Source organism: Roseicyclus salinarum (genome assembly GCF_029624655.1).
Taxonomy (GTDB): Bacteria; Pseudomonadota; Alphaproteobacteria; order Rhodobacterales; family Rhodobacteraceae; genus Roseibacterium; species Roseibacterium salinarum.
The window spans coordinates 35,822-55,858 of sequence record NZ_JARRSA010000010.1; the positions used below are offsets into that span (position 1 = coordinate 35,822).

19 protein-coding genes and 1 tRNA gene are annotated in these 20,037 nt (G+C 70.7%); 8 read left to right on the forward strand and 12 right to left on the reverse strand.

Annotated elements, in window-relative coordinates:
* Nucleotides 1–59 precede the first annotated feature (59 nt).
* Nucleotides 60–917, forward strand: coding sequence for a rhomboid family intramembrane serine protease (locus P6F26_RS08740; protein WP_278028295.1), 858 nt, complete (start codon nucleotides 60–62; stop codon nucleotides 915–917).
* A 348-nt stretch (nucleotides 918–1,265) separates the two neighbouring features.
* Nucleotides 1,266–1,583: a DUF6280 family protein gene (locus P6F26_RS08745; protein ID WP_278028296.1), complete on the forward strand. Its 318-nt coding sequence runs from the start codon at nucleotides 1,266–1,268 to the stop codon at nucleotides 1,581–1,583.
* Nucleotides 1,584–1,645: 62 nt separating this feature from the next.
* Here P6F26_RS08745 and P6F26_RS08750 read toward each other — a convergent pair whose 3' ends face one another.
* Nucleotides 1,646–2,518 (reverse strand): LysR family transcriptional regulator, encoded by an 873-nt coding sequence (locus P6F26_RS08750; RefSeq protein WP_278028297.1) that lies wholly within the window; start codon nucleotides 2,516–2,518, stop codon nucleotides 1,646–1,648.
* 109 nt (nucleotides 2,519–2,627) lie between these two features.
* Between P6F26_RS08750 and P6F26_RS08755 the strand changes: the two genes are divergently transcribed.
* Together P6F26_RS08755 and P6F26_RS08760 are read left to right on the forward strand one after the other, a co-directional pair.
* Nucleotides 2,628–4,172, forward strand: coding sequence for a proton-conducting transporter transmembrane domain-containing protein (locus P6F26_RS08755; RefSeq protein ID WP_278028298.1), 1,545 nt, complete (start codon nucleotides 2,628–2,630; stop codon nucleotides 4,170–4,172).
* A gap of 18 nt (nucleotides 4,173–4,190) precedes the next feature.
* Nucleotides 4,191–6,632 (forward strand): YbcC family protein, encoded by a 2,442-nt coding sequence (locus tag P6F26_RS08760; protein ID WP_278028299.1) that lies wholly within the window; start codon nucleotides 4,191–4,193, stop codon nucleotides 6,630–6,632.
* Nucleotides 6,633–6,781: 149 nt separating this feature from the next.
* Here the strand turns inward: P6F26_RS08760 and P6F26_RS08765 are convergent.
* Nucleotides 6,782–6,868: transfer RNA gene (locus P6F26_RS08765), tRNA-Leu, on the reverse strand.
* A 331-nt stretch (nucleotides 6,869–7,199) separates the two neighbouring features.
* Between P6F26_RS08765 and P6F26_RS08770 the strand changes: the two genes are divergently transcribed.
* Nucleotides 7,200–7,976, forward strand: a complete 777-nt coding sequence (locus tag P6F26_RS08770; protein ID WP_278028300.1) for a hypothetical protein — start codon at nucleotides 7,200–7,202, stop codon at nucleotides 7,974–7,976.
* On the opposite strand, the gene P6F26_RS08775 is transcribed toward P6F26_RS08770, so the two are convergent.
* The 5 genes from P6F26_RS08775 to P6F26_RS08795 all read right to left on the reverse strand — a co-directional run bounded on the left by P6F26_RS08775 (nucleotide 7,961) and on the right by P6F26_RS08795 (nucleotide 11,897).
* On the reverse strand, nucleotides 7,961–8,500 hold the full coding sequence (locus P6F26_RS08775; RefSeq protein ID WP_278028301.1) for an adenine phosphoribosyltransferase: 540 nt from the start codon (nucleotides 8,498–8,500) through the stop codon (nucleotides 7,961–7,963). The two genes, P6F26_RS08770 and P6F26_RS08775, sit on opposite strands and share 16 nt — an antisense overlap.
* A 49-nt stretch (nucleotides 8,501–8,549) precedes the next feature.
* The gene (locus P6F26_RS08780; RefSeq protein WP_278028302.1) at nucleotides 8,550–9,245 is read right to left on the reverse strand and encodes a DUF2927 domain-containing protein; all 696 of its coding nucleotides are present in this window, start codon (nucleotides 9,243–9,245) and stop codon (nucleotides 8,550–8,552) included.
* A gap of 59 nt (nucleotides 9,246–9,304) precedes the next feature.
* Nucleotides 9,305–10,135 (reverse strand): alpha/beta hydrolase family protein, encoded by an 831-nt coding sequence (locus tag P6F26_RS08785; protein WP_278028303.1) that lies wholly within the window; start codon nucleotides 10,133–10,135, stop codon nucleotides 9,305–9,307.
* Between the two features lie 88 nt (nucleotides 10,136–10,223).
* Complete coding sequence (locus P6F26_RS08790) at nucleotides 10,224–11,105, reverse strand: S-methyl-5'-thioadenosine phosphorylase (protein WP_278028379.1); 882 nt, start codon at nucleotides 11,103–11,105, stop codon at nucleotides 10,224–10,226.
* Nucleotides 11,106–11,291: 186 nt separating this feature from the next.
* On the reverse strand, nucleotides 11,292–11,897 hold the full coding sequence (locus P6F26_RS08795) for a flavin reductase family protein (RefSeq protein WP_278028304.1): 606 nt from the start codon (nucleotides 11,895–11,897) through the stop codon (nucleotides 11,292–11,294).
* A 102-nt stretch (nucleotides 11,898–11,999) separates the two neighbouring features.
* Between P6F26_RS08795 and P6F26_RS08800 the strand changes: the two genes are divergently transcribed.
* Entirely contained in the window at nucleotides 12,000–12,476 is a 477-nt protein-coding gene (locus P6F26_RS08800) for a GNAT family N-acetyltransferase (RefSeq protein WP_278028305.1), read from the forward strand.
* Here P6F26_RS08800 and P6F26_RS08805 read toward each other — a convergent pair.
* From P6F26_RS08805 to P6F26_RS08820, 4 genes are all read right to left on the reverse strand, one after another.
* Nucleotides 12,473–14,083, reverse strand: coding sequence for a GMC family oxidoreductase (locus P6F26_RS08805; RefSeq protein ID WP_278028306.1), 1,611 nt, complete (start codon nucleotides 14,081–14,083; stop codon nucleotides 12,473–12,475). The genes P6F26_RS08800 and P6F26_RS08805 overlap by 4 nt on opposite strands.
* Before the next feature lie 89 nt (nucleotides 14,084–14,172).
* Nucleotides 14,173–15,441 carry a SulP family inorganic anion transporter gene (locus tag P6F26_RS08810; RefSeq protein ID WP_278028307.1) on the reverse strand — a complete coding sequence of 423 codons (1,269 nt, stop codon included), beginning with the start codon at nucleotides 15,439–15,441 and terminating at the stop codon, nucleotides 14,173–14,175.
* Nucleotides 15,442–15,540: 99 nt separating this feature from the next.
* A complete protein-coding gene (gene ptsP / locus P6F26_RS08815) occupies nucleotides 15,541–17,784 on the reverse strand; it encodes a phosphoenolpyruvate--protein phosphotransferase (RefSeq protein WP_278028308.1) in 2,244 nt (747 codons plus the stop codon).
* 90 nt (nucleotides 17,785–17,874) lie between these two features.
* Nucleotides 17,875–18,465: a TetR/AcrR family transcriptional regulator gene (locus tag P6F26_RS08820; RefSeq protein ID WP_278028309.1), complete on the reverse strand. Its 591-nt coding sequence runs from the start codon at nucleotides 18,463–18,465 to the stop codon at nucleotides 17,875–17,877.
* Nucleotides 18,466–18,539: 74 nt separating this feature from the next.
* Between P6F26_RS08820 and P6F26_RS08825 the strand changes: the two genes are divergently transcribed.
* Both P6F26_RS08825 and P6F26_RS08830 read left to right on the forward strand, forming a co-directional pair.
* Complete coding sequence (locus tag P6F26_RS08825; protein WP_278028310.1) at nucleotides 18,540–19,169, forward strand: NAD(P)-dependent oxidoreductase; 630 nt, start codon at nucleotides 18,540–18,542, stop codon at nucleotides 19,167–19,169.
* A 15-nt stretch (nucleotides 19,170–19,184) separates the two neighbouring features.
* Complete coding sequence (locus P6F26_RS08830) at nucleotides 19,185–19,652, forward strand: anthrone oxygenase family protein (RefSeq protein ID WP_278028311.1); 468 nt, start codon at nucleotides 19,185–19,187, stop codon at nucleotides 19,650–19,652.
* A 116-nt stretch (nucleotides 19,653–19,768) separates the two neighbouring features.
* Here P6F26_RS08830 and P6F26_RS08835 read toward each other — a convergent pair whose 3' ends face one another.
* Nucleotides 19,769–19,990 carry a DUF1127 domain-containing protein gene (locus P6F26_RS08835; RefSeq protein WP_278028312.1) on the reverse strand — a complete coding sequence of 74 codons (222 nt, stop codon included), beginning with the start codon at nucleotides 19,988–19,990 and terminating at the stop codon, nucleotides 19,769–19,771.
* Nucleotides 19,991–20,037 lie beyond the last annotated feature (47 nt).

The following is a 20,037-nucleotide window of genomic DNA, read 5'->3' on the forward strand; positions in this document are numbered from 1 at the left end:
GCCGCCCATATCCCCGGCCCGCCGCTTGAAATGGCGGGCCGGGCGCCCAGAGTCTGTCCATGTTCCCGATCCGCGATCATAACCCCTCCGACCGCACGCCCTTCGTGACCTGGGCGCTGATCGTGCTGAACACGGTCGTTTTCCTCAGCTACTTTCCGTCGCTCTCTGGCAGCGAAAGGCTGCTGCTCGCCTTCTACGACCAGTGGGCGCTGGTGCCCGCCGAGACGGTCAAGGGCATCGACACCTACACCATCCTCACCTCGATGTTCCTGCACGGCGGCTGGATGCACCTGATCGGGAACATGCTGTTCCTCTTCATCTTCGGCGACAACCTCGAGGACCGCCTCGGCCACCTCGGCTTCCTTCTGTTCTACCTCGCCTCGGGGCTGGCGGCGGCGGCGGGACAGATCCTCGCCGATCCGGTCTCGTCCGTTCCCATGGTGGGCGCTTCGGGCGCGATCGCGGGCGTCATGGGGGGCTATCTCCTGATGTTCCCGAGGGCGCGGATCGACGTTCTGGTGATCATCGTCTTCCTGATCAGGATCTTCACCATTCCCGCGTGGCTCATGCTCGGTATCTGGTTCGGCCTGCAGCTGGTGAACGGGCTTTCGATGGATGTCGCGGGCGGCGGCGTCGCCTACTGGGCTCATGCGGGGGGCTTCGTCGCGGGCCTCGTGCTCATGCTGCCGGTCTTCCTCAGACGTGGCGGACCGGCCTATTGGGCCAGCACCCACGGCAAGCCCCCCCATGAAGAGGTGGAATACGTCGTGTCCCGCCCCCGCCGCAGCTCGATCCCGAGGGTGCGGCGCGTGCGTTCCACCCGCACGGCGGACCGTCCGCTCGCCGACCTGAGCCGCGTTCCGCGCACCGGGCAACGGCGCGGGCCGCGCACGCCGTGGACGGGCGGGCGCGACTGAAACGCCTTGGCGCGGCCACCCCGGAAACGGAGGTCGCGCAGGCGCGCGGTTGTCGCGTACTTGCCGACGGGCCGCAAAACGGTGCGGCGAGTCGGTCTGCGCTCGAGTCGGCCGGAACGCGCCGAAGCTTGTGGCAAAATCGTGAAAAACGGTTGATCGCTGCACGGCGGCACCTAGATATGGCGTTGAAGCGGGGCGCGGAACACCGTGTCTCGTGCGGATTCTTGCCGAGCTATGCGCGCAGCGAATACCACAAGTGCAAAAAACGCATCACAGTAGTGCCCGGAAATTGGGCATAAGAAGCGCCACGCCGGAAAACGCAAGAGCAAAAGAATAAAGGACGACGAAATGCGAGATTTCGTTGATGGCACCGCCTTCAACTTCGAACAGGGACAACGTGCGCGGAAGCTTTTCGCGGCGGTGGTTCTGGCCGCGCTCGACGATGCGATCGCGGATGACAAGAAATACGGCAACGGCCCCGAGCAGATCGCCCGCTGGGCCCGGTCGCGCGATGGCCGTGAGGTGCTGAGCTGCGCCGGGATCGACCCCAACGAGCGCGTGGTCGAGGGTCTCATGACGTTCGTCGCCGCAGGCGTCCGCACCTCCGTGGCGCTCAGCCGCGAAGAGAGCGAGCGCCGCAACCAGGCTGAGGCCGAAGCGGCCTGAGCCACCCGTGGACATCGCTGCCACAGAGAAACGCGCCGCATGGCGCGTTTTTCTTTGGGGGGTCAGGCGGGCGGCAGGACCCGCTCCAGCGCGGGGTTGGGAAAGCGCCGCGGCAGGGTGATCGCCCAGAACGCCTCGTGCAGGTCGGGCAGCCGCAGCGCCTCGACCAGAAGGCCGCTTTCCAGTTCGTCCTGCACCACGATCGGCGGCACGAGGCCAAGGCCCGCGTCCTCGCGCACCAGTAGCCGGAGCATCGCCATGTCGTCGGCCTCGGCGGCGATGCGGGGCGTCAGGCCCTCCCGCGCCACGAGGCGGTCGAAGTCCGCGCGCACGGCGCTTCCCTCGGCAGGCAGGACCAGCGGGGCGGCCGCGATCAGGCCGCCGAGCCCCGCGCCTGGCGGGATGCGGTGCGGATGGCCCACAAGGCCGACGGCCTGGTCGTCGATCCGCCGCTCCTGCCACGGTGTCGCCGCGTCGTGGCGAGGCGGCGCGTTGGTCAGGACCACGTCGAGGCGAAGCGCCTCCAGCTCGGCCAGAAGCTCCGAGATCGAGCCCGAGCGCAGCACCACCGAAACCTCGGGATCCTGCACCAGCGGACGCAGGAAATTGAGCTGGAAGTTCCGCGACAGCGTGGCGAGCGCGCCGACCCGCACGACCTGCCGTGCGCCCGCGCGCCCCGCAAGCGTCTCCACAAGCTCGTCTCCGGCGGCAAAGGCCCGCTCGGCGCAGTCGAAGGCGATGCGCCCCGCCTCGGTCAGCGCCATGGCCCGTCCACGCCGCTCGAACAGCGAATGCCCCAGCCGCGCCTCCAGCGCCTTGATCTGCGTCGAGACGGCGGATTGCGCCACGCCCAGTTTCTCGGCGGCGCGGGTGAGGTTCCCCTCGGCGGCGACCGCGCGGAACGCGCGGAGATGGGTGTAGTTCAACAGGCTCATATGTTCTGTTTATGCGAACGAAAGCCTATGAACAATATATTTCACTTGGGTAAACCCGAGGGCTACCTCGTCTGGGACATCAACGCCCCCTCGAAAGGGACCCCGGATCATGTCCTTGCTTGCCTACATCCTGCCCCTCGCGCTGTTCGCGGCCGCGCTCATCTCCCACGCGGGACCGGGGCTGCGGCCCCGCCGCACGCTCGCCATCGTCGAGGGCGCCTCGGTCGCGGCCTTCGCCGGCGGCGTCCTCTTCGCCACGCTCACGGCGTCCCACGGGGCGGTCTCCTCGGCGCTGCTCGGCGCGGGCGGGGTCGGGTTTCAGATCCGGGCAGATGCGCTGTCGGCCGTGATGGTCGTCCTCGTCTCCTTCGTCGGCTGGGTCGTCATCCGCTACGCGCGCACCTACATGGACGGCGACGCGCGGCAGGGCACCTTCATGGGCGACCTCTCCCTGACGCTGGGCTTCGTGCTGTTGCTGGTGACGTCGGGCAATATCGGCCAGCTGGTCATCGCATGGATCGGCACCAGCCTTTCCCTCCACCGGCTGCTCCTGTTCTACGGCGACCGGCCCGTGGCGCGGCTGGCGGCGCTCAAGAAGTTCATCTTCGCGCGGACGGGCGACGTCTTCATGTTGGCGGCGGCCATCCTTCTCGTGCGCGGCTTCGGAACCGGCGACATCGCGGCGATGGCCTCGGGGCTTCAGGCGGGGTCCTTGCCCGTCGGCGCGGGCTGGGCGGCCTTCTGCCTCGCGGTCGCGGCGCTGCTGAAGTCGGCGCAGTTCCCGACCCATGGCTGGCTGACCGAGGTGATGGACGCCCCCACGCCGGTTTCGGCGCTGCTCCATGCGGGGGTCATCAATGCCGGCGGGTTCCTCGTGATCCGCTTCTCGGATCTCTTCGTCGCCGCGCCCGGCTTCGCGATGGGTTTGCTCGCGGTGATGGGCGGGCTTACCGCCGCGCTGGCCTCGCTCGTGATGCTGACGCAGACGGCGGTGAAGACCTCGCTCGCCTGGAGCACGATCGCGCAGATGGGCTTCATGCTGCTGCAATGCGGCCTCGGGGCATTTCCCGCGGCGCTTCTGCACATCGTGGCGCATTCGCTCTACAAGGCGCACGCCTTCCTCGGCTCGGGCGCGGTGGTGGACCTCGCCCGCGCGAAGCTCGGGCATCGGCTGGCCCCGGTCCGCCCGCAGGATGCGGCCCTCTCGGTGATGGTCGCGCTTGCGGCGGTGGGGCTGACCGGCTGGGCCTTCGGCGTCACGCTCGAGACCAAGCCCGCCCTCGTGGTCCTCGCGTCGGTCCTCGTCCTCGGTCTCGCCCACCTTGTCGCGCTGTCCATGGGGCAGGGCGCGCGCGGGCCGCTGGTGATCCGGGCGAGCCTCGCGTCCTTCGGCCTAGCCGCGATCTACTTCGCGCTCCAGCTCGGGGCCGAGGCGCTCACGGCGGGCGCGCTGCCCGCGACGGGCGCCGTCGGCACCGGCCAGCAGGTCGTGATGGGCCTCGTCCTCGTCGTCTTCGTCGCAACCGCGGCGGTGCAGGTCCTCGCACCCGTGCGGCTGGCGCAGGGCCGCTGGCGGCCGCTCGCCCTGCACCTGCGCAGCGGTCTCTACGTCACGCCCGTCCTCAACCGCCTCATCGCGCCCAGGCTCGCCTGAACCCCGGAGGGAATTCCCATGACCATGCTGTCCGATGTCAAACCCGCCGTCATCCAAGCCGACGCCCTTGCCGCGGCCGACCGGGCGGGCCGCCTCGTGGCCCCGCTCTGGCCGCTGTCCTCCTTCGTGGCGGTGAACCCCTTTCTCGGCTTCGCGGACCGTCCCTTCGAGGCCGCGATGACCGATGTGGCCCGGCTTTCGGGGGCGCGGATGACGCTTGCGGCGACCGAGTACGTCGCCGCGATCGACGCGGGCCGGATCACCGCCGAGGATCTCGAGGCGGCGGCCGCCCTGCACCCCGGCGTGGCCCGCGACGGCCGCGCCCTCGACGCGGCCGCGCGGAACGCGGGCGAGCATCGCGCCGATCCGCTGCCGACGCTGGCGGACCTTGCCAATGCCACCGATGGCGAGGCATGGCCCCAGCGTGTCGCGGCCCATGTGGCCGATGTCGCCTCCCGCCATTTCGACGCGGGGCAGGGCGCATGGTCCACCGCGCGGGCCGATGGATCGCTGTGGGCGGCGTGGCGCGCGGACGCGGCCCATGACCTGAGCCTCGCCGCCATGGGGCTGCCGCAGGCGCGCGCGCGCATCGCGGGCCTGCCCGAGACGACAGGCGCGACGCTTGAATTCCTGGCCGGCGCGCTGGAGCTTTCGGGCCCCGCGCTCGAGACATGGTTCGCGCGGCTTCTCTACACCGTGCAGGGCTGGGCGGGTCATGCGCGCTACAGGCTCTGGCAGGCGGAACTGGCCGGCACGACCGACGACGCCCTGACGGACCTTCTGGCCATCCGGGCGGTCTGCGACTGGCTGTGCCGCGACCTCGTCCCGGCGGACGCCTGGGAGGGCGCGAAGCGGGACTACGCCGCCACGGCCGCGCCGCAGAAGGACGCGGCCCTTCTTGCCGCGCTTCAGACCGCCTACGAGAACGGCTGGCGCACCCAGGCATTTGCGGCCATCGGGACGGAGGCGCCCGCGTCCGGCGCGCGCCCGCCGGTTCAGGCCGCGTTCTGCATCGACGTGCGTTCGGAGGTGTTCCGGCGCGCGTTCGAGACCGCCATGCCGGGGGCCGAAACGCTGGGCTTCGCGGGGTTCTTCGGGGCCGCCGTCTCCTACCTGCCGCTCGGTGCGGCGGCGGAGACGGCGCGCTGTCCCGTGCTTCTGTCTTCCTCCGGCTGCGCGCGGGAGGAGGGATCCGAGGCGCTGGCCGAGACCCGCGCGGAGCGGATCGCGGCGACGTCGATCTGGGCGCGCTTCAAGCAGGCGGCGGTGTCGAGCTTCGGCTACGTCGAGACCATGGGCCTCGCCTATGCTCCCCGCCTCGCGGCTCAAAGCCTCAAGGCCAGCACCGCGCTCTCCCCGCGCCACCCCGGCCTGACCCGCGACGAGGCGGCGGGTCTCGCGCCGTCGCTCGACGTGATCCCGGAGGCCGCGCGCGTCGGAACCGCCGCGACGATTCTCAAGGCGATGTCGCTGACCGGCCCCTTCGCGCGTCTGGTGGTCCTTGCAGGGCACGGCGGCACGTCGCTCAACAATCCGCACAATGCGGGCCTGGATTGCGGCGCCTGCGGCGGTCATGACGGCGAGGTCAACGCGCGGCTGGTGGCGCGGCTTCTGAACGACCCCGAGGTGCGTGCAGGCCTGCCCGAGCACGGCATCGAGGTGCCTTCTGACACGGTGTTCGTCCCCGCTCTGCACGACACGACGACGGACGGCGTCACGCTTTTCGACACGAAGCCCTTCCTCGAGACCCATGCCGGGGACCTCGCCGCCCTGAAGCGTGGCTTCGCGGCCGCGGGACGGATCGCGAGGGCCGAGCGCGCGGCGCTTCTCAACCTCGATCCGGAGGCGCGGGTGGACGAGGCCGTGCAGTCGCGGGCGCGCGACTGGGCGCAGACCCGTCCCGAATGGGCCCTCGCGGGCTGCGCGGCCTTCATCGCGGCCCCCCGCCACCGCACGCGGGGCGTCGACCTAGGCGGGCGCGCCTTCCTGCACAGCTACGGCTGGGAGGCGGACGCGAAGAACGGCTACCCGGTGCTGGAACTGATCCTGACCGCGCCCCTCGTGGTCGCAAGCTGGATCAACCTGCAATACTACGGCTCGACCGTGGACAACGCCGTCTTCGGCGCGGGCAACAAGGTGCTGCACAACGTGTCGGGCCTGACCGGCGTCATCGAGGGATCGTCGGGCGACCTGCGGCCGGGCCTTCCCATGCAGTCGGTCCACGACGGCGAGCGCTTCATCCACGAGCCGATGCGCCTGACCGCCATGGTCGAGGCCCCGGCCGCCGCGATGTCAGACATCATCTCGAGGCACGAAGGGCTCGCCGCCCTGCTCGACAACGGATGGGTCGGCCTTTTCCGCATGGACGAGACGGGCAAGGTCGCCGAGCGTTACGTCCCCGGCGGCGGCTGGGCGCCGGTCGGCCCCGAGGTCGAGGCTCGCGTGGCGCGCGTGGCGTGATCCCTGCCCGCCCCCTCGCCGGCGTCCTGCGCCGGCGAGGGAGGCCATTGGCGTCGCTGTTCGGTCGCGGGCATGGGCAAGGCTGGGCACGCGCCCGCGGTTTGCGCGGCTTCGCATCGCCGCCCCGTGCCTCCTTCCGGACTGTCGCATGGTGCGGGCGGGGGGACTCGAACCCCCACGGCACGAAGGCCCACGGATTTTAAGTCCGATATGTCTACCAGTTCCATCACGCCCGCAGCCCGACCGGGCTACAGCGCGGCCGCGCGGAATTCAATCTGCGCCGTGCGGAGGCTTGGGTCGGAGGATAAGGACGGAGGTTTCGGTGCGGTTGGCTGCGTGCCCTTGTCGTCGCAGGGTTGGGGGAGGGCACGCAGCCGGGTCGTCACCGCAAGTAACAGAATGCCGCCGGACGATGTCCTTGGGCCCGTCCTTTATCCTCGGGATTGCTTAACGGATCGTTAAGCGCAGCGACGGCGGGTGCGGCCCGACCTTGCGTCAGATCAAGGCGTGACCGGCGCGGCGCGTGCATCCTTGGGGCGAGCGCGCATATTGCCCGGGGAGGCCGCCATGACGCGGAACCTTCGAGACCTCGTGACGGTATCGCCGCCCACCTTCGACCGCACGTCCTTCACCGGCGTCGACCGCAGGCTGGGCTCGGCCCATACGCCCTTCGACCGCAGCTGGCTGATGGCCCGCTTCGACGAGGGGCTGCAGATACGGATGTTGCCGCCTCCCCAGTCGGGGATCGTGCTTTTCCAGCCCGGACGCCTGTCGTGGCGGCCAATCGACGGGCTCGACGACACGCTCGTGGTGCACGATCTCCGGGTGCGACGCGGTCCGGGCGCGCGGGTCGCCGCCGCCCGGCTCTGGGCCGGGGTGGAGGACTTCGCGCGCTACTACGGCTTCTCCGTGGTGCTGGGGCTGCTCGGGCTCGAGGACGGCCTGATCGACCCGGCCTTCGCACCGGGCCGCGGCTGGGTCGGCGTCGACGTGGGGCCGGGCGGCGCGCAGCTCTCGGCGCTTTTCCTGCAGGGTCCGGCGCCTCTCCCCAGCTTTCCGCGGGACTGGCTGGCCCGCGCCGCGAGCCTCGGTCCGGGCGCCGTGATCCAGACCACCGGCGAGAGCCAGGCGCTCGAGACGCGGGCGGCGCGGCTCTGCACGCGGGCGGCCGAACGCGGGATGCGGATCCGGCGTCAGCGTCCGTCGAACCCGGACGAGGCGCGCGCCCGCGCGGTGAGCCCCGGCGCGACGTTCTCCTTCGTGCTGGACGGCAGACGGATCGGCGGCGCCGAGATGCCGGATGCCGCGATCCTTGAATGCGTGGCCGCTCAGAGACCCTCGTAGGCGCAGATCGCATGGACGGACATGCCCATGTCCTCCAGCTTCCGGCGACCGCCCAGATCCGGCAGGTCGATCACGAAGGCGCAGCCCACGACCTCGCCGCCCAGCCGCTCGATCAGCCGGATCCCGGCCTCCGCCGTGCCGCCGGTCGCCAGAAGGTCGTCCACGACGAGAACCCTTTGCCCCGCCTCGACCGCGTCGTCGTGCATCTCGACCACGGCCTGCCCGTATTCCAGCTGGTATTCCTGCTCGATCGTCGCCGCCGGCAGCTTGCCCTTCTTGCGGATCGGCACGAAGCCCTTGGACAACTGGTGCGCCACCGCCCCGCCGAGGATGAAGCCGCGCGCCTCCAGCCCGGCGACGAGGTCGATGCGCTGCCCCACGAAGGGCGCGAGAAGCTGGTCCACCGCGAGGCGGAAACCGCGCGGATCCTGGAACAGCGTCGTCACGTCGCGAAAAAGGATGCCCTCGTGCGGGAAATCCGGGATCGTGCGGACGTAGTCGCGGACAGTCTTGGTGTCGAGCATGGGGCGGGGGCCTTTCGGGATGCCTTCGGGGCGATGAATGGGCGCGCGCTCAATGGCGCGGATAGTGGCGTCGCAGCGCCGCGGCGTCCTGGCCGCGCAGCCGCGTGACCGAATTGCCGGTCTCCGAGAAGATGGAATCCTCGTAGGCGGGCGACAGCACGTCGGTGACGAGGCCCATGGACTGCACCAGTTCCTCCAGCACGACCGACGCGATCTCGCGCCGCTGGATATCGGCGGATATCGCGATCGCCGCGCCGGTGATCACGCCCGCGCGCGAGCGCAGCGCGACGCGCCCGATGGCGATCTCCGACCCGTCGAGTTCGGGGACGCTGGTGCCGCTGATCTCGCCGCCCTGCGGCGTGTCGATCAGGTAGAAGGGCACGTCGAAGGGCGCTTCGAAGGCCCGCTCGAGATAAAGATGGGCGCCGGCTGCGTTCACCTCGGCGATCGCCCGGTCGATCGCCTGGTCCACGATGTCCAGGCGGTAGCTCGCGAAGGTCCCGGCGATCTGGGCGATGCCGACCCGAAGCCGCAGGCGCCGCTCCACCGGCCAGCGGATGAACGGCTTGGCGCAGTCGCCGCCGGGCGGCGCGGCGCAGGCGACCATGCGGTAGAAGGCCTCGTCGGACACGAAATCCGGCACGGCGACGTATTCCTGCGCCGCGCCCTCGCGGGGAAGGCACAGCGACAGAAGCGAAAGCATGATCGCCCGGAACAGCATGACGAACCTGATGGCAAGACCCAAGGCCGGGATCAAGTTTCCATTGCGCGCCGCGCGCGTGCTGTGGCCGGCAGGGCGCGCGGTCACGCGCCCCGCTCGGCCAGGCTTTCGGACAGGAACGCCAGCACCGCCTGCCGCATCCGCGGCGTCTCGACGTGCCCCGTGTCGTCCTCGACCATCACCGCAAGGCGCCGGGACGCGCCCGCCGCCGCATAGGCCGCCCGGAGCCTCGCGAGCGCCGGGTCCAGCGCGGCGGGCGGCGTCAGCGGGTCGCGCCGCCCCGCGCCGACGAATTGCGGGCGCGGCGCGATCATGGCCGCGACGTCGCCCATGTCGCCCTCCGCCAGAAGGCCCGGGACGGTCATGTAGGCCCCGTGCAGATCATGCGCGCCCGCTTCGATCAGCGGGCCCATGTCGGCGAAGGCGCACAGATGCGCGACCGCCGCCACCCGGTCGTCCAGTGCGGCGAGCCAGTAGGCATGGGTCGCCCCCATCGACAGCCCCAGCGCCCCGATCCGCCCCGCGTCCACCTGCGGGTCCGAGGCGAGCGCGTCGATCCCGGCGCCAAGCTCCTCCAGCATCCGTCCCAGAAGCGTTCCGCCCCGCCAGTGTGCGGCCTTGGCCATTGCGCTCTCGGAGCCCTCCGCCCGCCGCGCGCCGTGGCCCGGCATGTCGAGACAGAGAACGACGAAGCCGAGCGCGGCCAGCACGGGGCCGTAGGGGCCGCAGGGCAGGGCGGGCCGGCCCTCCGTCAGCTCGCGCCACCCGATGCTCCAGTCGTTGCCATGGGCGTGGCAATAGAGGATCGCGGGACGCCGCCCCGCCGCCCTCGGGCGCAGGCAGGTGGCAGGACGGGCCGTGCCTGCGGGCCCCAGTTGCAGCTCTTCCTGGCGGAAGGCCTCCGTGTCGCGCACCTCCAGCACCTCGCGCCGGTGCGCGCGGTCGCCTCGCCCCCAGCTCCCCAGGAGCCTGCCAAGCGCGTCCCGCTCCAGCGCCAGGGCCTCAGCCGTCCCGTCCGAGCGCCCGTCCCGCCACGGCCGACAGCTTCTCGACCATTGCGGGGTCGCGCAGTCCGGGCGCGGTCAGGATCGCCGTGTCGAGGACGCGGTCGCAGCCATGCGGGCATGCCGCGCGCGCGCCTGCCAGCCGTACGGGCAGCCCCGCCACCATGGCGCGTCCCTTGTCCGCGTTGGCGGTCATCGTGGCGACGATCTGGGCGATGTCGACCTCGCCATGCTGCGGATGCCAGCTGTCGTAGTCCGTCACCATCGCGACCGACGCGTAGCAGAGCTCGGCCTCGCGGGCGAGCTTGGCCTCGGGCATGTTGGTCATGCCGATCACGTCGCAGCCCCAGACGTCGCGGTAGAGCTTCGATTCCGCCAGCGAGGAGAACTGCGGCCCCTCCATCGCCAGGTAGGTTCCGCCCTCGTGCACCCTGACGCCCGCCGCCCGCGCCGCCTCGGCGCAGGCCGAGGACAGGCGCGCGCAGGTGGGATGCGCGACCGAGACATGCGCGACGAGGCCCTGCCCGAAAAAGCTCTTCTCGCGGCCGAAGGTGCGGTCGATGAACTGGTCCACGATCACGAAGTCTCCCGGCGCCATCTCCTCGCGGAACGATCCGCACGCCGAGACCGAGACGACATCCGTCACCTCCAGCCGCTTCAGTGCGTCGATGTTGGCGCGGTAGGGGACGGAGGTCGGCGAATGCACATGCCCCCGCCCGTGACGCGGCAGGAACGCCATCGCGACGCCGTCCAGCTCGCCTGTCAGGATCTGGTCCGAAGGCCGGCCGAACGGGCTCTCGACATCGACCCATTCCGCCCGGTCCAGCCCGCCGATCTGGTAGACGCCCGATCCCCCGATCACGCCGATCATGGTGCCCATGCCTGTCTTCCCCAGCTTCTCGCGCGCGCCCAGCAAGAGCACCCCGGTCCCCGTCACGCAACCCCTGCGGCCCGGCGGCGATCCCGCGTCCGGGGGCCGAGGTGCCGGCCCCGCGCCTCTCCCATGGTCTTCATCTTTCCCCAAATACGCAGATCCCGCCCCTCGGCGCCCCGCGCAGGCGGCGGTTCACTCGCCCGGACGCTTCAGGCTGAACGTCTCCCGGATGACCGAGTAGTCGCGGTATCCCAGCCGCGTCAGCGGGTTGAACGACAGCACGTCGAACATCCCGTCCTTCAGGCAGTCCTCGCGGATATGCACGCCCGTGACCTCGCCGAAGACGGCGAAGTTGGCCTCGCCCTCCAGATTCACGATCTGCGTCATCCGGCACTCCAGGCTGGCCGGCGCGCCGCTCACGCGCGAGCAGGCGACGGTCTCGCACTCCGCCCGCGCGATGCCTGCAAGCTCGAACTCGTCGGTCTCGCGGGGCCAAGGGCCGGAGGTGCGGTTCATCACGTCGCGCATCGCGTATTCCACGACGTTGACGCAGAATACGCCCGTCTCGCGAATGTTGGCCACGCTGTCCTTGGTGTCGCCCCGGTCCTCCTTGGCGGAGGTCGAGGCGAACATGACCTGCGGCGGCACGTAGGCGACCGCGTTGAAGAACGAATAGGGCGCGAGGTTCTCGGACCCGTCCGCCCCCCGCGTGGAGATCCAGCCGATCGGCCGCGGCGTGACGATGGCGTTGAACGGGTTGTGCGGCAGGCCGTGTCCGTCGGCCGGTCGGTAGAACATCGCGTCTGTGCCTCCTGTGGTTTGGCAAAGGGGTAGCTGCGTGTTAGTCCCGACGCCAGAGGCAAGGGCAAGAATTCCCACAGGCAGGCGGCGGGACGACCGGTGTACGAATTTCTCCGCGAGGACCCCAGGGACAGGTGGGAGGTCGAAGCGCTCTTCGACCTGTGCTTCGCGCCTGGCCGCGAGGCGCTGTCCTCCTATCGGCTGCGCGAGGGCGTGCCGCCCGTGCGCGACCTGTGCATCGTGGCGCGCGACGAGCTCGACATTCTTGCCGGCGCGATCCGCTTCTGGCCGGTGCGGGTGGGCCGCCACGAGGCGCTCCTGCTGGGTCCCGTCGCGGTGCACCCGACGCGGCAGGGCGAGGGCTTGGGCGGCGCGCTCATCCGCGAGGGGCTCGCCCGCGCCGAGGCCGCCCGCTGGCCGCGCACGATGCTTGTGGGCGACGCGCCCTATTACGGACGCTTCGGCTTCGTGCGCCTCGAAGGCGTCGAGATGCCGCCGCCGACGAACCCCGACCGCGTGCTCGGCATCGGTGCCTGGGAGGGGGTTTCGGGCCGCGTCACGCCCTGGGCCCACTAGCCCCTCAGGCGGGCGCGGATCATCTCGCTCGCCTTCTCGGCGATCATCGTCACGGGGGCATGGGTGTTGCCGCTGGTGATCGAGGGCATGACCGAGGCGTCGGCCACGGACAGGCCGCCGATCCCGTTCACCGTCAGCTCCGGCGACACCACCGCGTCCGCGTCGCTGCCCATCCGTGCGGTCGAGACGGGGTGGAAGATCGTGGTCGAGATGTCGCCCGCCGCCTTCAGAAGCGCCTCCTCGCCGTCGATCTCGGGACCGGGCCTGATCTCGCGGGGGCGGAAGCCCGACATGCGGCACGTCGTCATCAGCGCGCGGGCGTGGCGAATGGAGGCGACGGCGACATGGCGGTCGGCAGGCGCCGAAAGGTAGTTTGGTCGGATGGCGGGCGCCCTCCACGGTTCGGGGCTGGCGAGGTGCACCGACCCGCGGCTTTCGGGGCGCAGGTTGCAGACCGAGACGGTGAGCGCGGGAAACCGGTGCAGCGGCTGCCCGAAGGCGTCGAGCGACAGGGGCTGGACGTGATACTCGATGTTGGGCGTCTCGTGTTCGGGCGAGGAGCGCGTGAAGATGCCGAACTGCGAGGGCGCCATGGCCAGCGGCCCCGACCGCTTCAGCGCGTAGTCGAGGCCGATCCTGACCTTGCCCCACGGGCTTGCATACCAGTCGTTCAGCGTGCGCGCGCCGTCGATCCGCCAGACCGTGCGGATCTGGAGGTGATCGGCAAGGTTCTCGCCCACGCCGGGCGTGTCCTGCACCACGTCGATCCCGAGCGATTGCAGGAGGCCGCCCTGGCCGATGCCCGAAAGTTCGAGGATCTTGGGCGTGCCGATCGCCCCCGCCGACAGCACCACCTCGCCTGCGGCCCTGGCATGGAAGGCGGCCCCGTCCTGCCGGAACACCACGCCCGTGACGCGGCGGCCCTCCAGCGTCAGGCGCGCGACCTCGGCGCCGGTGACGATCCGCAGGTTCGGCCGCCTGCGCGCCGGGTCGAGGAAGGCCTTGCGCGCGTTCCAGCGCCATCCGCCCTTCTGGTTGACCTCGAAATACCCCGCGCCCTCGTTGTCGCCCCGGTTGAAGTCGTCGGTGCGCGGGATGCCGAGTTCTTCGGCGGCCTCGGCCACCGCATCGAGGATCGGCCATGACAGCCTCTGCCGCTCGACGCGCAGTTCGCCGTCGCCGCCATGCGCCTCGTCCGCGCCGCCGTGATACCCTTCGGAGCGCCTGAAATAGGGCAGGACGTCCTCCCAGCCCCAGCCGGGATTGCCCATCTGGCGCCACAGGTCGTAGTCGCGCGCCTGCCCGCGCATGTAGATCATTCCGTTGATCGACGAGCAGCCGCCCAGCACCTTGCCGCGCGGGTAGTTCAGCGCGCGCCCGTTCAGTCCCGGCTCGGCCTCTGTCTTGAGGCACCAGTCGAGCGATGGATCGCCCATCGCATAGAGGTATCCGACCGGCACATGCACCCACAGGCGGTTGTCGCTGCCGCCGGCTTCGAGCAGCAGGACCCTGAGCGTGGGATCGGCCGAAAGCCGGTTGGCCAGGACGCAGCCCGCCGAGCCCGCGCCCACGACGATGACGTCCCATTCGCCGAAGTCCATGTTCATCGTCTTTTCGTCTCCCCCTCGGCGACGTGCGCGCGCGCGCCCGGTGCCGCCCTTCGAGGCTTAGGCAATCGGCCCCGCCCGGTCCAGCCTCAGCGCTCGGGCGGCGTCCAGTCCGCCGGCGGCGCGCGGCGCCGCAGCCGCAGCGCGAGGCCGAGGGCCACGCCCACGCCGATGGCCACCGTCAGGTCCGCGAAGACCGTCAGCACCAGCGTCAGCGCCAGAAGAAGGCGGTCCGACCGGCGTCCGGTCGTGACATGGGCGCGCCAGTGCTGCGGCTCGCTCATGTTCCACGCCGTCACCAGCAGAAGGCCGGCCAGCGCCGGCATCGCGAGATATCCCGCAAGCGGCGCTGCGGCCCACATGACGCCAAGGATCGTCAGGGCGTGGAAGATCCCCGCAAGCGGCGTGCGCCCGCCCGCGCGCACGTTCGTGGCGGTCCGCGCGATGGCGCCCGTCGCGGGCAGGCCGCCCATCAGCGCCGAGCCGATGTTCGCCACGCCCTGTGCGAGGATCTCCGCGCCGGGTCTGTGCCGGCCGGCGACCATGCGGTCCGCCACCAGCGCGGACAAGAGCGATTCCACCCCTGCGAGGAACGCGATGACGAACGCGGAGGGCAGAAGCTCGAGCGCCCGCGCGACGGTGATCTCGGGCAGGGCGGGAACCGGAAGCGTCGCGGGCAGGGCCCCGAACCGGTCGCCCAGCGTGTCCACCGGAAGATCGAGGAGCGCGACCGCCGCCGAGGCCCCCGCGACGGCGAGGATCAGCCCGGGAAACCGGGGGAAGGCGCGGCGCAGCGCCACGATGGCCAGGATCGTTCCCGCGCCGACGGCGAGGCTCGGCCAGTCCAGCGTGCCGCGCGCCTCCCAGATCGCGGGCACGCGCTCCAGCGCGTCCGCGGGTGTCCCCTCGGCGAGGACGATGCCGGCTGCGTCGGGCAGCTGGCTGAGCGCGATGATCGCCGCGATCCCGATGGTGAAGCCGTTGATGACCGGCTCGGGCACCAGCGCGATAAGGCTTCCCGCGCGCAGAAATCCCGCGATCACCAGGATGACGCCAGCCATCAGCGTCGCCAGCACCAGCCCGTCGAACCCGTGCGCCGCGATGACGCCGTAGACCACGACGATGAAGGCGCCCGTCGGTCCGCCGATCTGCACCCGGCTGCCGCCAAGCGCCGAGATCAGGAAACCGCCCACGATGGCGGTGACGAGGCCCGTTGCGGGCGGCGCGCCCGATGCGATCGCGATGGCGAGGCTGAGGGGCAGGGCGACCATGGCCACCGTGACGCCCGCGACGAGATCGGCCAGAACGCTACGGGGCGTGCTTTGCGGCAGGGTGGTCAGGATCTTGGGCGTGAGCATCGCAAGAGATCGCGGTGTGGCGCGCTGCCGGGACCGCCCCTCGCATCCGTTGGCCTTCGTCCAGCCTAGCGCCGTCGCGCGCGCAGGGGCAAGGGCCGCTCAGGCGGTCCGCTTGAGCCAGTCCATCACGGCCGGCCGGACCGACTGCGCGCCGCTTGCGCGGGCCTCGTCTATGACGTTTCGCGCCTCCACGAGGTCGACGCGCCGCAACAGCGACTTGACCGGCCCGATCGAGGCTGGCCGCATCGACAGCGAGCGCAGCCCCATCGCGGCGAAGCAGACGGCCTCGACCGGCCGCCCCGCGTCCTCGCCGCAGAAGCTGACCGGGGTGCCTGTCGCCGCGCAGCGCTCCACGATCTGCTCGATGAAGGTCAGGAACGAGACGTTCAACGTGTCGTAGCGCCGCCGCACCCGCTCGTTCTCGCGGTCGGCGGCGAAGAAGAACTGCTTCAGGTCGTTGCCGCCAATCGAGATGAAATCGGCCAGCTCGAAGAAGTGCCGGGGCGCGAAGGCGAGGCTCGGCGTCTCGAGCATCGCGCCCACCTCGACCTTCTTCGGCAGGACGTGCCCGAGCGCGGCCTCGCGGTCCAGCTCGCGCATCAGATGGTCGCGGGCTCGGGTGAATTCCTCGAGCTGGGCGATGAAGGGGAACATCACCGTCAGCGGCCGTCCGTTCGCCGCCCGGATCAGCGCCTGAAGCTGCATCCGCATCACGCCGGGCTTGTCGAGGCCCACGCGGATCGCCCGCCAGCCCAGCGCCGGGTTCGGCTCTTCGGTCGGCTTCATGTAGGGCAGGACCTTGTCCGAGCCGATGTCGAGCGTGCGGAACACGACCGGCTTGCCCTTCGCCGCGTCCATGACGCGCGCATAAAGCGCGGCCAACTCGCCCCGCCGCGGCACCTTGTTGCGCGTCAGGAATTGCAGCTCGGTGCGGAACAGCCCGACGCCCTCGGCGCCCGACGAAGGCAGCGAGGGCAGGTCCGCCATCAGGCCCGCGTTCATGAAAAGCGAGATCACGGTGCCGCAGAGGGCCTGTGCGGGCTTGTCTCGGATCGAGGCGTAGCGCTCCTGCGCCTCGGCCTGCATGGCGAGCTTGTCGCGAAAGGCCGAGGCGACGGTGTCCTCGGGGCGCAGGTGCACCACGCCCTCGTCGCCGTCCACGAGGATGAAGTCGCCGTTCAGCGCCTCGGTGGTGATGCGCCTCGCGTTGATCACCAGCGGGATGGCGAGGGCGCGCGCCACGATCGCGGCATGGCTGCCGACCGAGCCTTCCTCCAGCACGACCCCCTTCAGCCGCCTGCCGTAATCCAGAAGTTCCGCAGGTCCGATGTTGCGGGCCACGAGGATCGGGTCGTCAGGAAGCTCGGCGCCGGTGTCCCGGCCCTGTCCGGTCAGCAGCCGCAGCAGCCTGTTCGACAGATCGTCGAGATCGTGAAGCCGTTCGCGCAGGTAGGCGTCGGGCACCGTTTCCATGCGCGCGCGGGCGGTCGATTGCTCCTTCTCGACGGCCGCCTCGGCCGATAGGCCGCGGCTGATGTCCTCTTCCATCCGCCGCATCCAGCCGCGCGATCGAGCGAACATCCGGTACGCCTCCAGCACCTCGCGCTGCTCGGCGTCCCCCGGCATGACGTGGGTCAGCATCCGGTCGACATTGGTGCGAAGCTCATCCACGGCGGCGCGCAGCCGCTCGAGTTCGGTCGCGGGATCCTCGGCCACGGGTTTGGTCACGACCACGCGCGGCTCGTGCAGCCAGACATGGCCCATCGCGGCGCCTTCCTGCGCGCAACCGCCGCGGATCATGACCTGCGACTTGTGCCGCTCCTTCAGCGCGGCGCCCTCGCCGATGAAGGCGCCAAGCTCCGTCATCTCGGCCAGCACCATCGCCACGACCTCGAGAGCGTAGACCTCGTCCTCGGAGAACTCGCGTTCTTCCTTGGACTGCACCACCAGAACCCCGAGCCGTTCGCCAAGGCGCATGATCGGCACGCCGAGGAAGGACGAATATCGCTCCTCGCCCGTTTCGGGCATGTAGCGGAAACCCCGCATCGACGGCGCATTGGCGGCGTTGATGGGCGTCGCGAAGCGCGCGACGCGCCCCACGAGGCCCTCGCCGATGCGCATCCGCGTGACGTGCACGGCCTCCGGTGCGAGGCCCTGCGTCGCGCAAAGCTCCAGCGTCTCGGGGTCGCGCAGAAGGTAGATCGAACAGACCTCCGAGCCCATCGAATCGGCGATGAGATGGGTGATCTTGTCCAGCCGCTCCTGTCCCTCGACAGGCTCGGCCATGACGGCCTGCAAGCGCGACAGAAGCTTGCGGCTTTCGCTTTCGCTTTGCTGGACCATTGTCCCCGTCCCGACGCGCCCGTTCTGGTGCCTGCACCGGGGGACAGGCATAGCCCGAGGTGGCGTTGCGGCGCAACGACCGATGGAGGGTCAGGGGTTCGCCATCAGCGCGCAGCGCGACAGCCGAAGCGTCTCGGCGAGGTAGGCCTCCTGCGTCCAGCCGCAGCCGCGCGTCAGATGCGCCCACACCGGCACCGACAGGAGCCCGGCAAGGAGGTCCGTCGCCGTCTCGCGCGTCAGGTCCGCCCGCAGGGCGCCATCGCGCTCGAGCGCCGCCACCGCCGCTGCGCAGCCTTGGCGCACGGCCTCCATCCGGCCGGACCACGCCGCGCGGGCCTCGGCGTCGCTGTCCTGCATCGCCATCAGGGCGCGCCCGACGGGGTAGATCACCGGGATATGTCCGCCCCACGCCCGGATGAAGGCCGCGAGCCGTACCTCGCCCGTCGCCGCGGCCCGGCTTTCGGCCAGGCTCGCGTCGATGCGGGCCTCGTCGTCGAGGTGCCGTGTCGCCGCGACGAGCAGGTCGGCCCGGTTCGGGAAATGCAGGTAGAGCGCCTGGCGCGAGAGGCCCGAGGCGCGCGCGATGTCGGACATGCGCGTCCGCTCCGGGCTGCCCGAGGCGAGAAGGTCCAGGGTCGCCCGAAGGATGCGTTCGCGGGTTTCGTCGGTTTTTCTTGACATGGCGTAAAGTGACTCGTATTTGACGCCGTGTCAACTTGACATGGTGTCAAGAAATCACTGGAAAGGACAGCAACATGAATGTCATCGTCTTCGGGGCCACCGGTACCGTGGGCCGCCTTGCGGTCTCCGAATTGCTCGCCGCGGGCCATGCCGTCACCGCGTTCGCCCGCCGGCCCGAAAAGCCCGGTCTCGAGCATCCCGCCCTCGAGTTCCGCGCGGGCGACGCGCTGAACCGTGGCGACGTCGCGGAGGCCGTGAAAGGGCAGGACGCGGTGCTCGTGCTTCTGGGTGCGGGCGCGTCGCGCCGGTCGCGGATCCGTTCGGAGGGCACCCTCAACATCATCCGCGCGATGCACGAACACGGTCCACGCCGCCTGATCGTGCAATCCACGCTCGGCGCCCGCGAAAGCTGGGACACGCTGAACTTCTGGTGGAAGCGCGTGATGTTCGGCCTGCTGCTCGCGCCGGTGTTCCGCGACCACGAACTGCAGGAACGGCTGGTGGAGGCAAGCGGCCTCGACTGGACCATCGTGCGCCCCGGCGCCTTCACCGACGCGCCCACGCGCCGTCCGGTGATCGAGGACGTGCCGCCGACAGCGCGCGGCCTCGACCTCAGGATCCGCCGCGCCGACCTCGCGCGGTTTCTCGGACGGCAGGTCGTGGACCGCACCTATCTCAACCGCGCCGTCGGTCTTTCGAGCTGAGGGGAGGGAAACAGGATGGACATCCTTCTCACCGCCGCTGGCTTCCTGATGGCGCTTGTCGCGGGCGTCTTCCTCAGCTTCTCGGACTTCGTGATGCGCGGTCTCGTGCTGGCGCGGGACGGCGGCGGCGCGGCGGGCATGGTCGGGCTCAACCGAACCGTCTACCGCTCGGTCTTCATGGCGCTCCTGATCGGGTTCGTGCCGGGCTCGGTGCTTTTGTCGCTGGCCGCGATGACGGTCCTGGACGGGGCGGCGACGCTCTGGACGCTTGCCGGCACGGGCGCCTATCTCGCGGGGGTCATGGCTGTGACGGGCCTCGGAAACGTGCCGATGAACCAGCGGCTCGACCGGCTGTCGGACGCGGGCGGCGCGGCCGGCTACTGGCCCGCATATGCGCGGCGGTGGACGCGGCTGAACCACGTCCGGACCCTCGCCTCGGGCCTCGCCGCGACGGCGTGGCTCACGGCCGGGTCGCTCGCATGAGAATGCGCGACGATCGCGATGCGCCGGGTGCCTGACAGGATCCCGGCGCGTCGCCCCGTGTCAGTCGCGCCGTGTCAGTCGCCCCGTGTCAGTCGCCCCGTGTCAGTCGCCCGGCGTCAGTCCCACAGGGCGTCGGCGAAGACGTGGCGGACCAGCCCCTCGCGCGAAAGGCCGCGCCGCGCGAGCGCCTCGTCGTCGAGGGCGCTGAGGCGCCGAAGGCGGTCGAGCCTCGCCTGCGCCCGGCTCGCGCGTCCGAGGGCGCGCAACGCGGCGCGCAGGCTGTCCGCCACACGGCCCATGGGGGCCGCGCCGCGAAATCCGGAAACGTGTGTCGTCATGGAAACCTCGCAAGGGATCTGCGCCGGTTTCCTCCCTCGGCCGGCAA

Bases quoted from the DNA above. Each gene is read 5' to 3' on its own strand.
- P6F26_RS08740 (WP_278028295.1), top strand. From the start codon at position 60: ATGTTCCCGATCCGCGATCATAACCCCTCCGACCGCACGCCCTTCGTG.
- P6F26_RS08775 (WP_278028301.1), bottom strand. From the start codon at position 8,500: ATGCTCGACACCAAGACTGTCCGCGACTACGTCCGCACGATCCCGGAT.
- P6F26_RS08750 (WP_278028297.1), bottom strand. From the start codon at position 2,518: ATGAGCCTGTTGAACTACACCCATCTCCGCGCGTTCCGCGCGGTCGCC.
- P6F26_RS08820 (WP_278028309.1), bottom strand. From the start codon at position 18,465: ATGTCAAGAAAAACCGACGAAACCCGCGAACGCATCCTTCGGGCGACC.
- P6F26_RS08805 (WP_278028306.1), bottom strand. From the start codon at position 14,083: ATGAACATGGACTTCGGCGAATGGGACGTCATCGTCGTGGGCGCGGGC.
- P6F26_RS08835 (WP_278028312.1), bottom strand. From the start codon at position 19,990: ATGACGACACACGTTTCCGGATTTCGCGGCGCGGCCCCCATGGGCCGT.
- P6F26_RS08760 (WP_278028299.1), top strand. From the start codon at position 4,191: ATGACCATGCTGTCCGATGTCAAACCCGCCGTCATCCAAGCCGACGCC.
- P6F26_RS08825 (WP_278028310.1), top strand. From the start codon at position 18,540: ATGAATGTCATCGTCTTCGGGGCCACCGGTACCGTGGGCCGCCTTGCG.
- ptsP (WP_278028308.1), bottom strand. From the start codon at position 17,784: ATGGTCCAGCAAAGCGAAAGCGAAAGCCGCAAGCTTCTGTCGCGCTTG.
- P6F26_RS08770 (WP_278028300.1), top strand. From the start codon at position 7,200: ATGACGCGGAACCTTCGAGACCTCGTGACGGTATCGCCGCCCACCTTC.
- P6F26_RS08810 (WP_278028307.1), bottom strand. From the start codon at position 15,441: ATGCTCACGCCCAAGATCCTGACCACCCTGCCGCAAAGCACGCCCCGT.
- P6F26_RS08790 (WP_278028379.1), bottom strand. From the start codon at position 11,105: ATGGGCACCATGATCGGCGTGATCGGGGGATCGGGCGTCTACCAGATC.
- P6F26_RS08830 (WP_278028311.1), top strand. From the start codon at position 19,185: ATGGACATCCTTCTCACCGCCGCTGGCTTCCTGATGGCGCTTGTCGCG.
- P6F26_RS08795 (WP_278028304.1), bottom strand. From the start codon at position 11,897: ATGTTCTACCGACCGGCCGACGGACACGGCCTGCCGCACAACCCGTTC.
- P6F26_RS08755 (WP_278028298.1), top strand. From the start codon at position 2,628: ATGTCCTTGCTTGCCTACATCCTGCCCCTCGCGCTGTTCGCGGCCGCG.
- P6F26_RS08745 (WP_278028296.1), top strand. From the start codon at position 1,266: ATGCGAGATTTCGTTGATGGCACCGCCTTCAACTTCGAACAGGGACAA.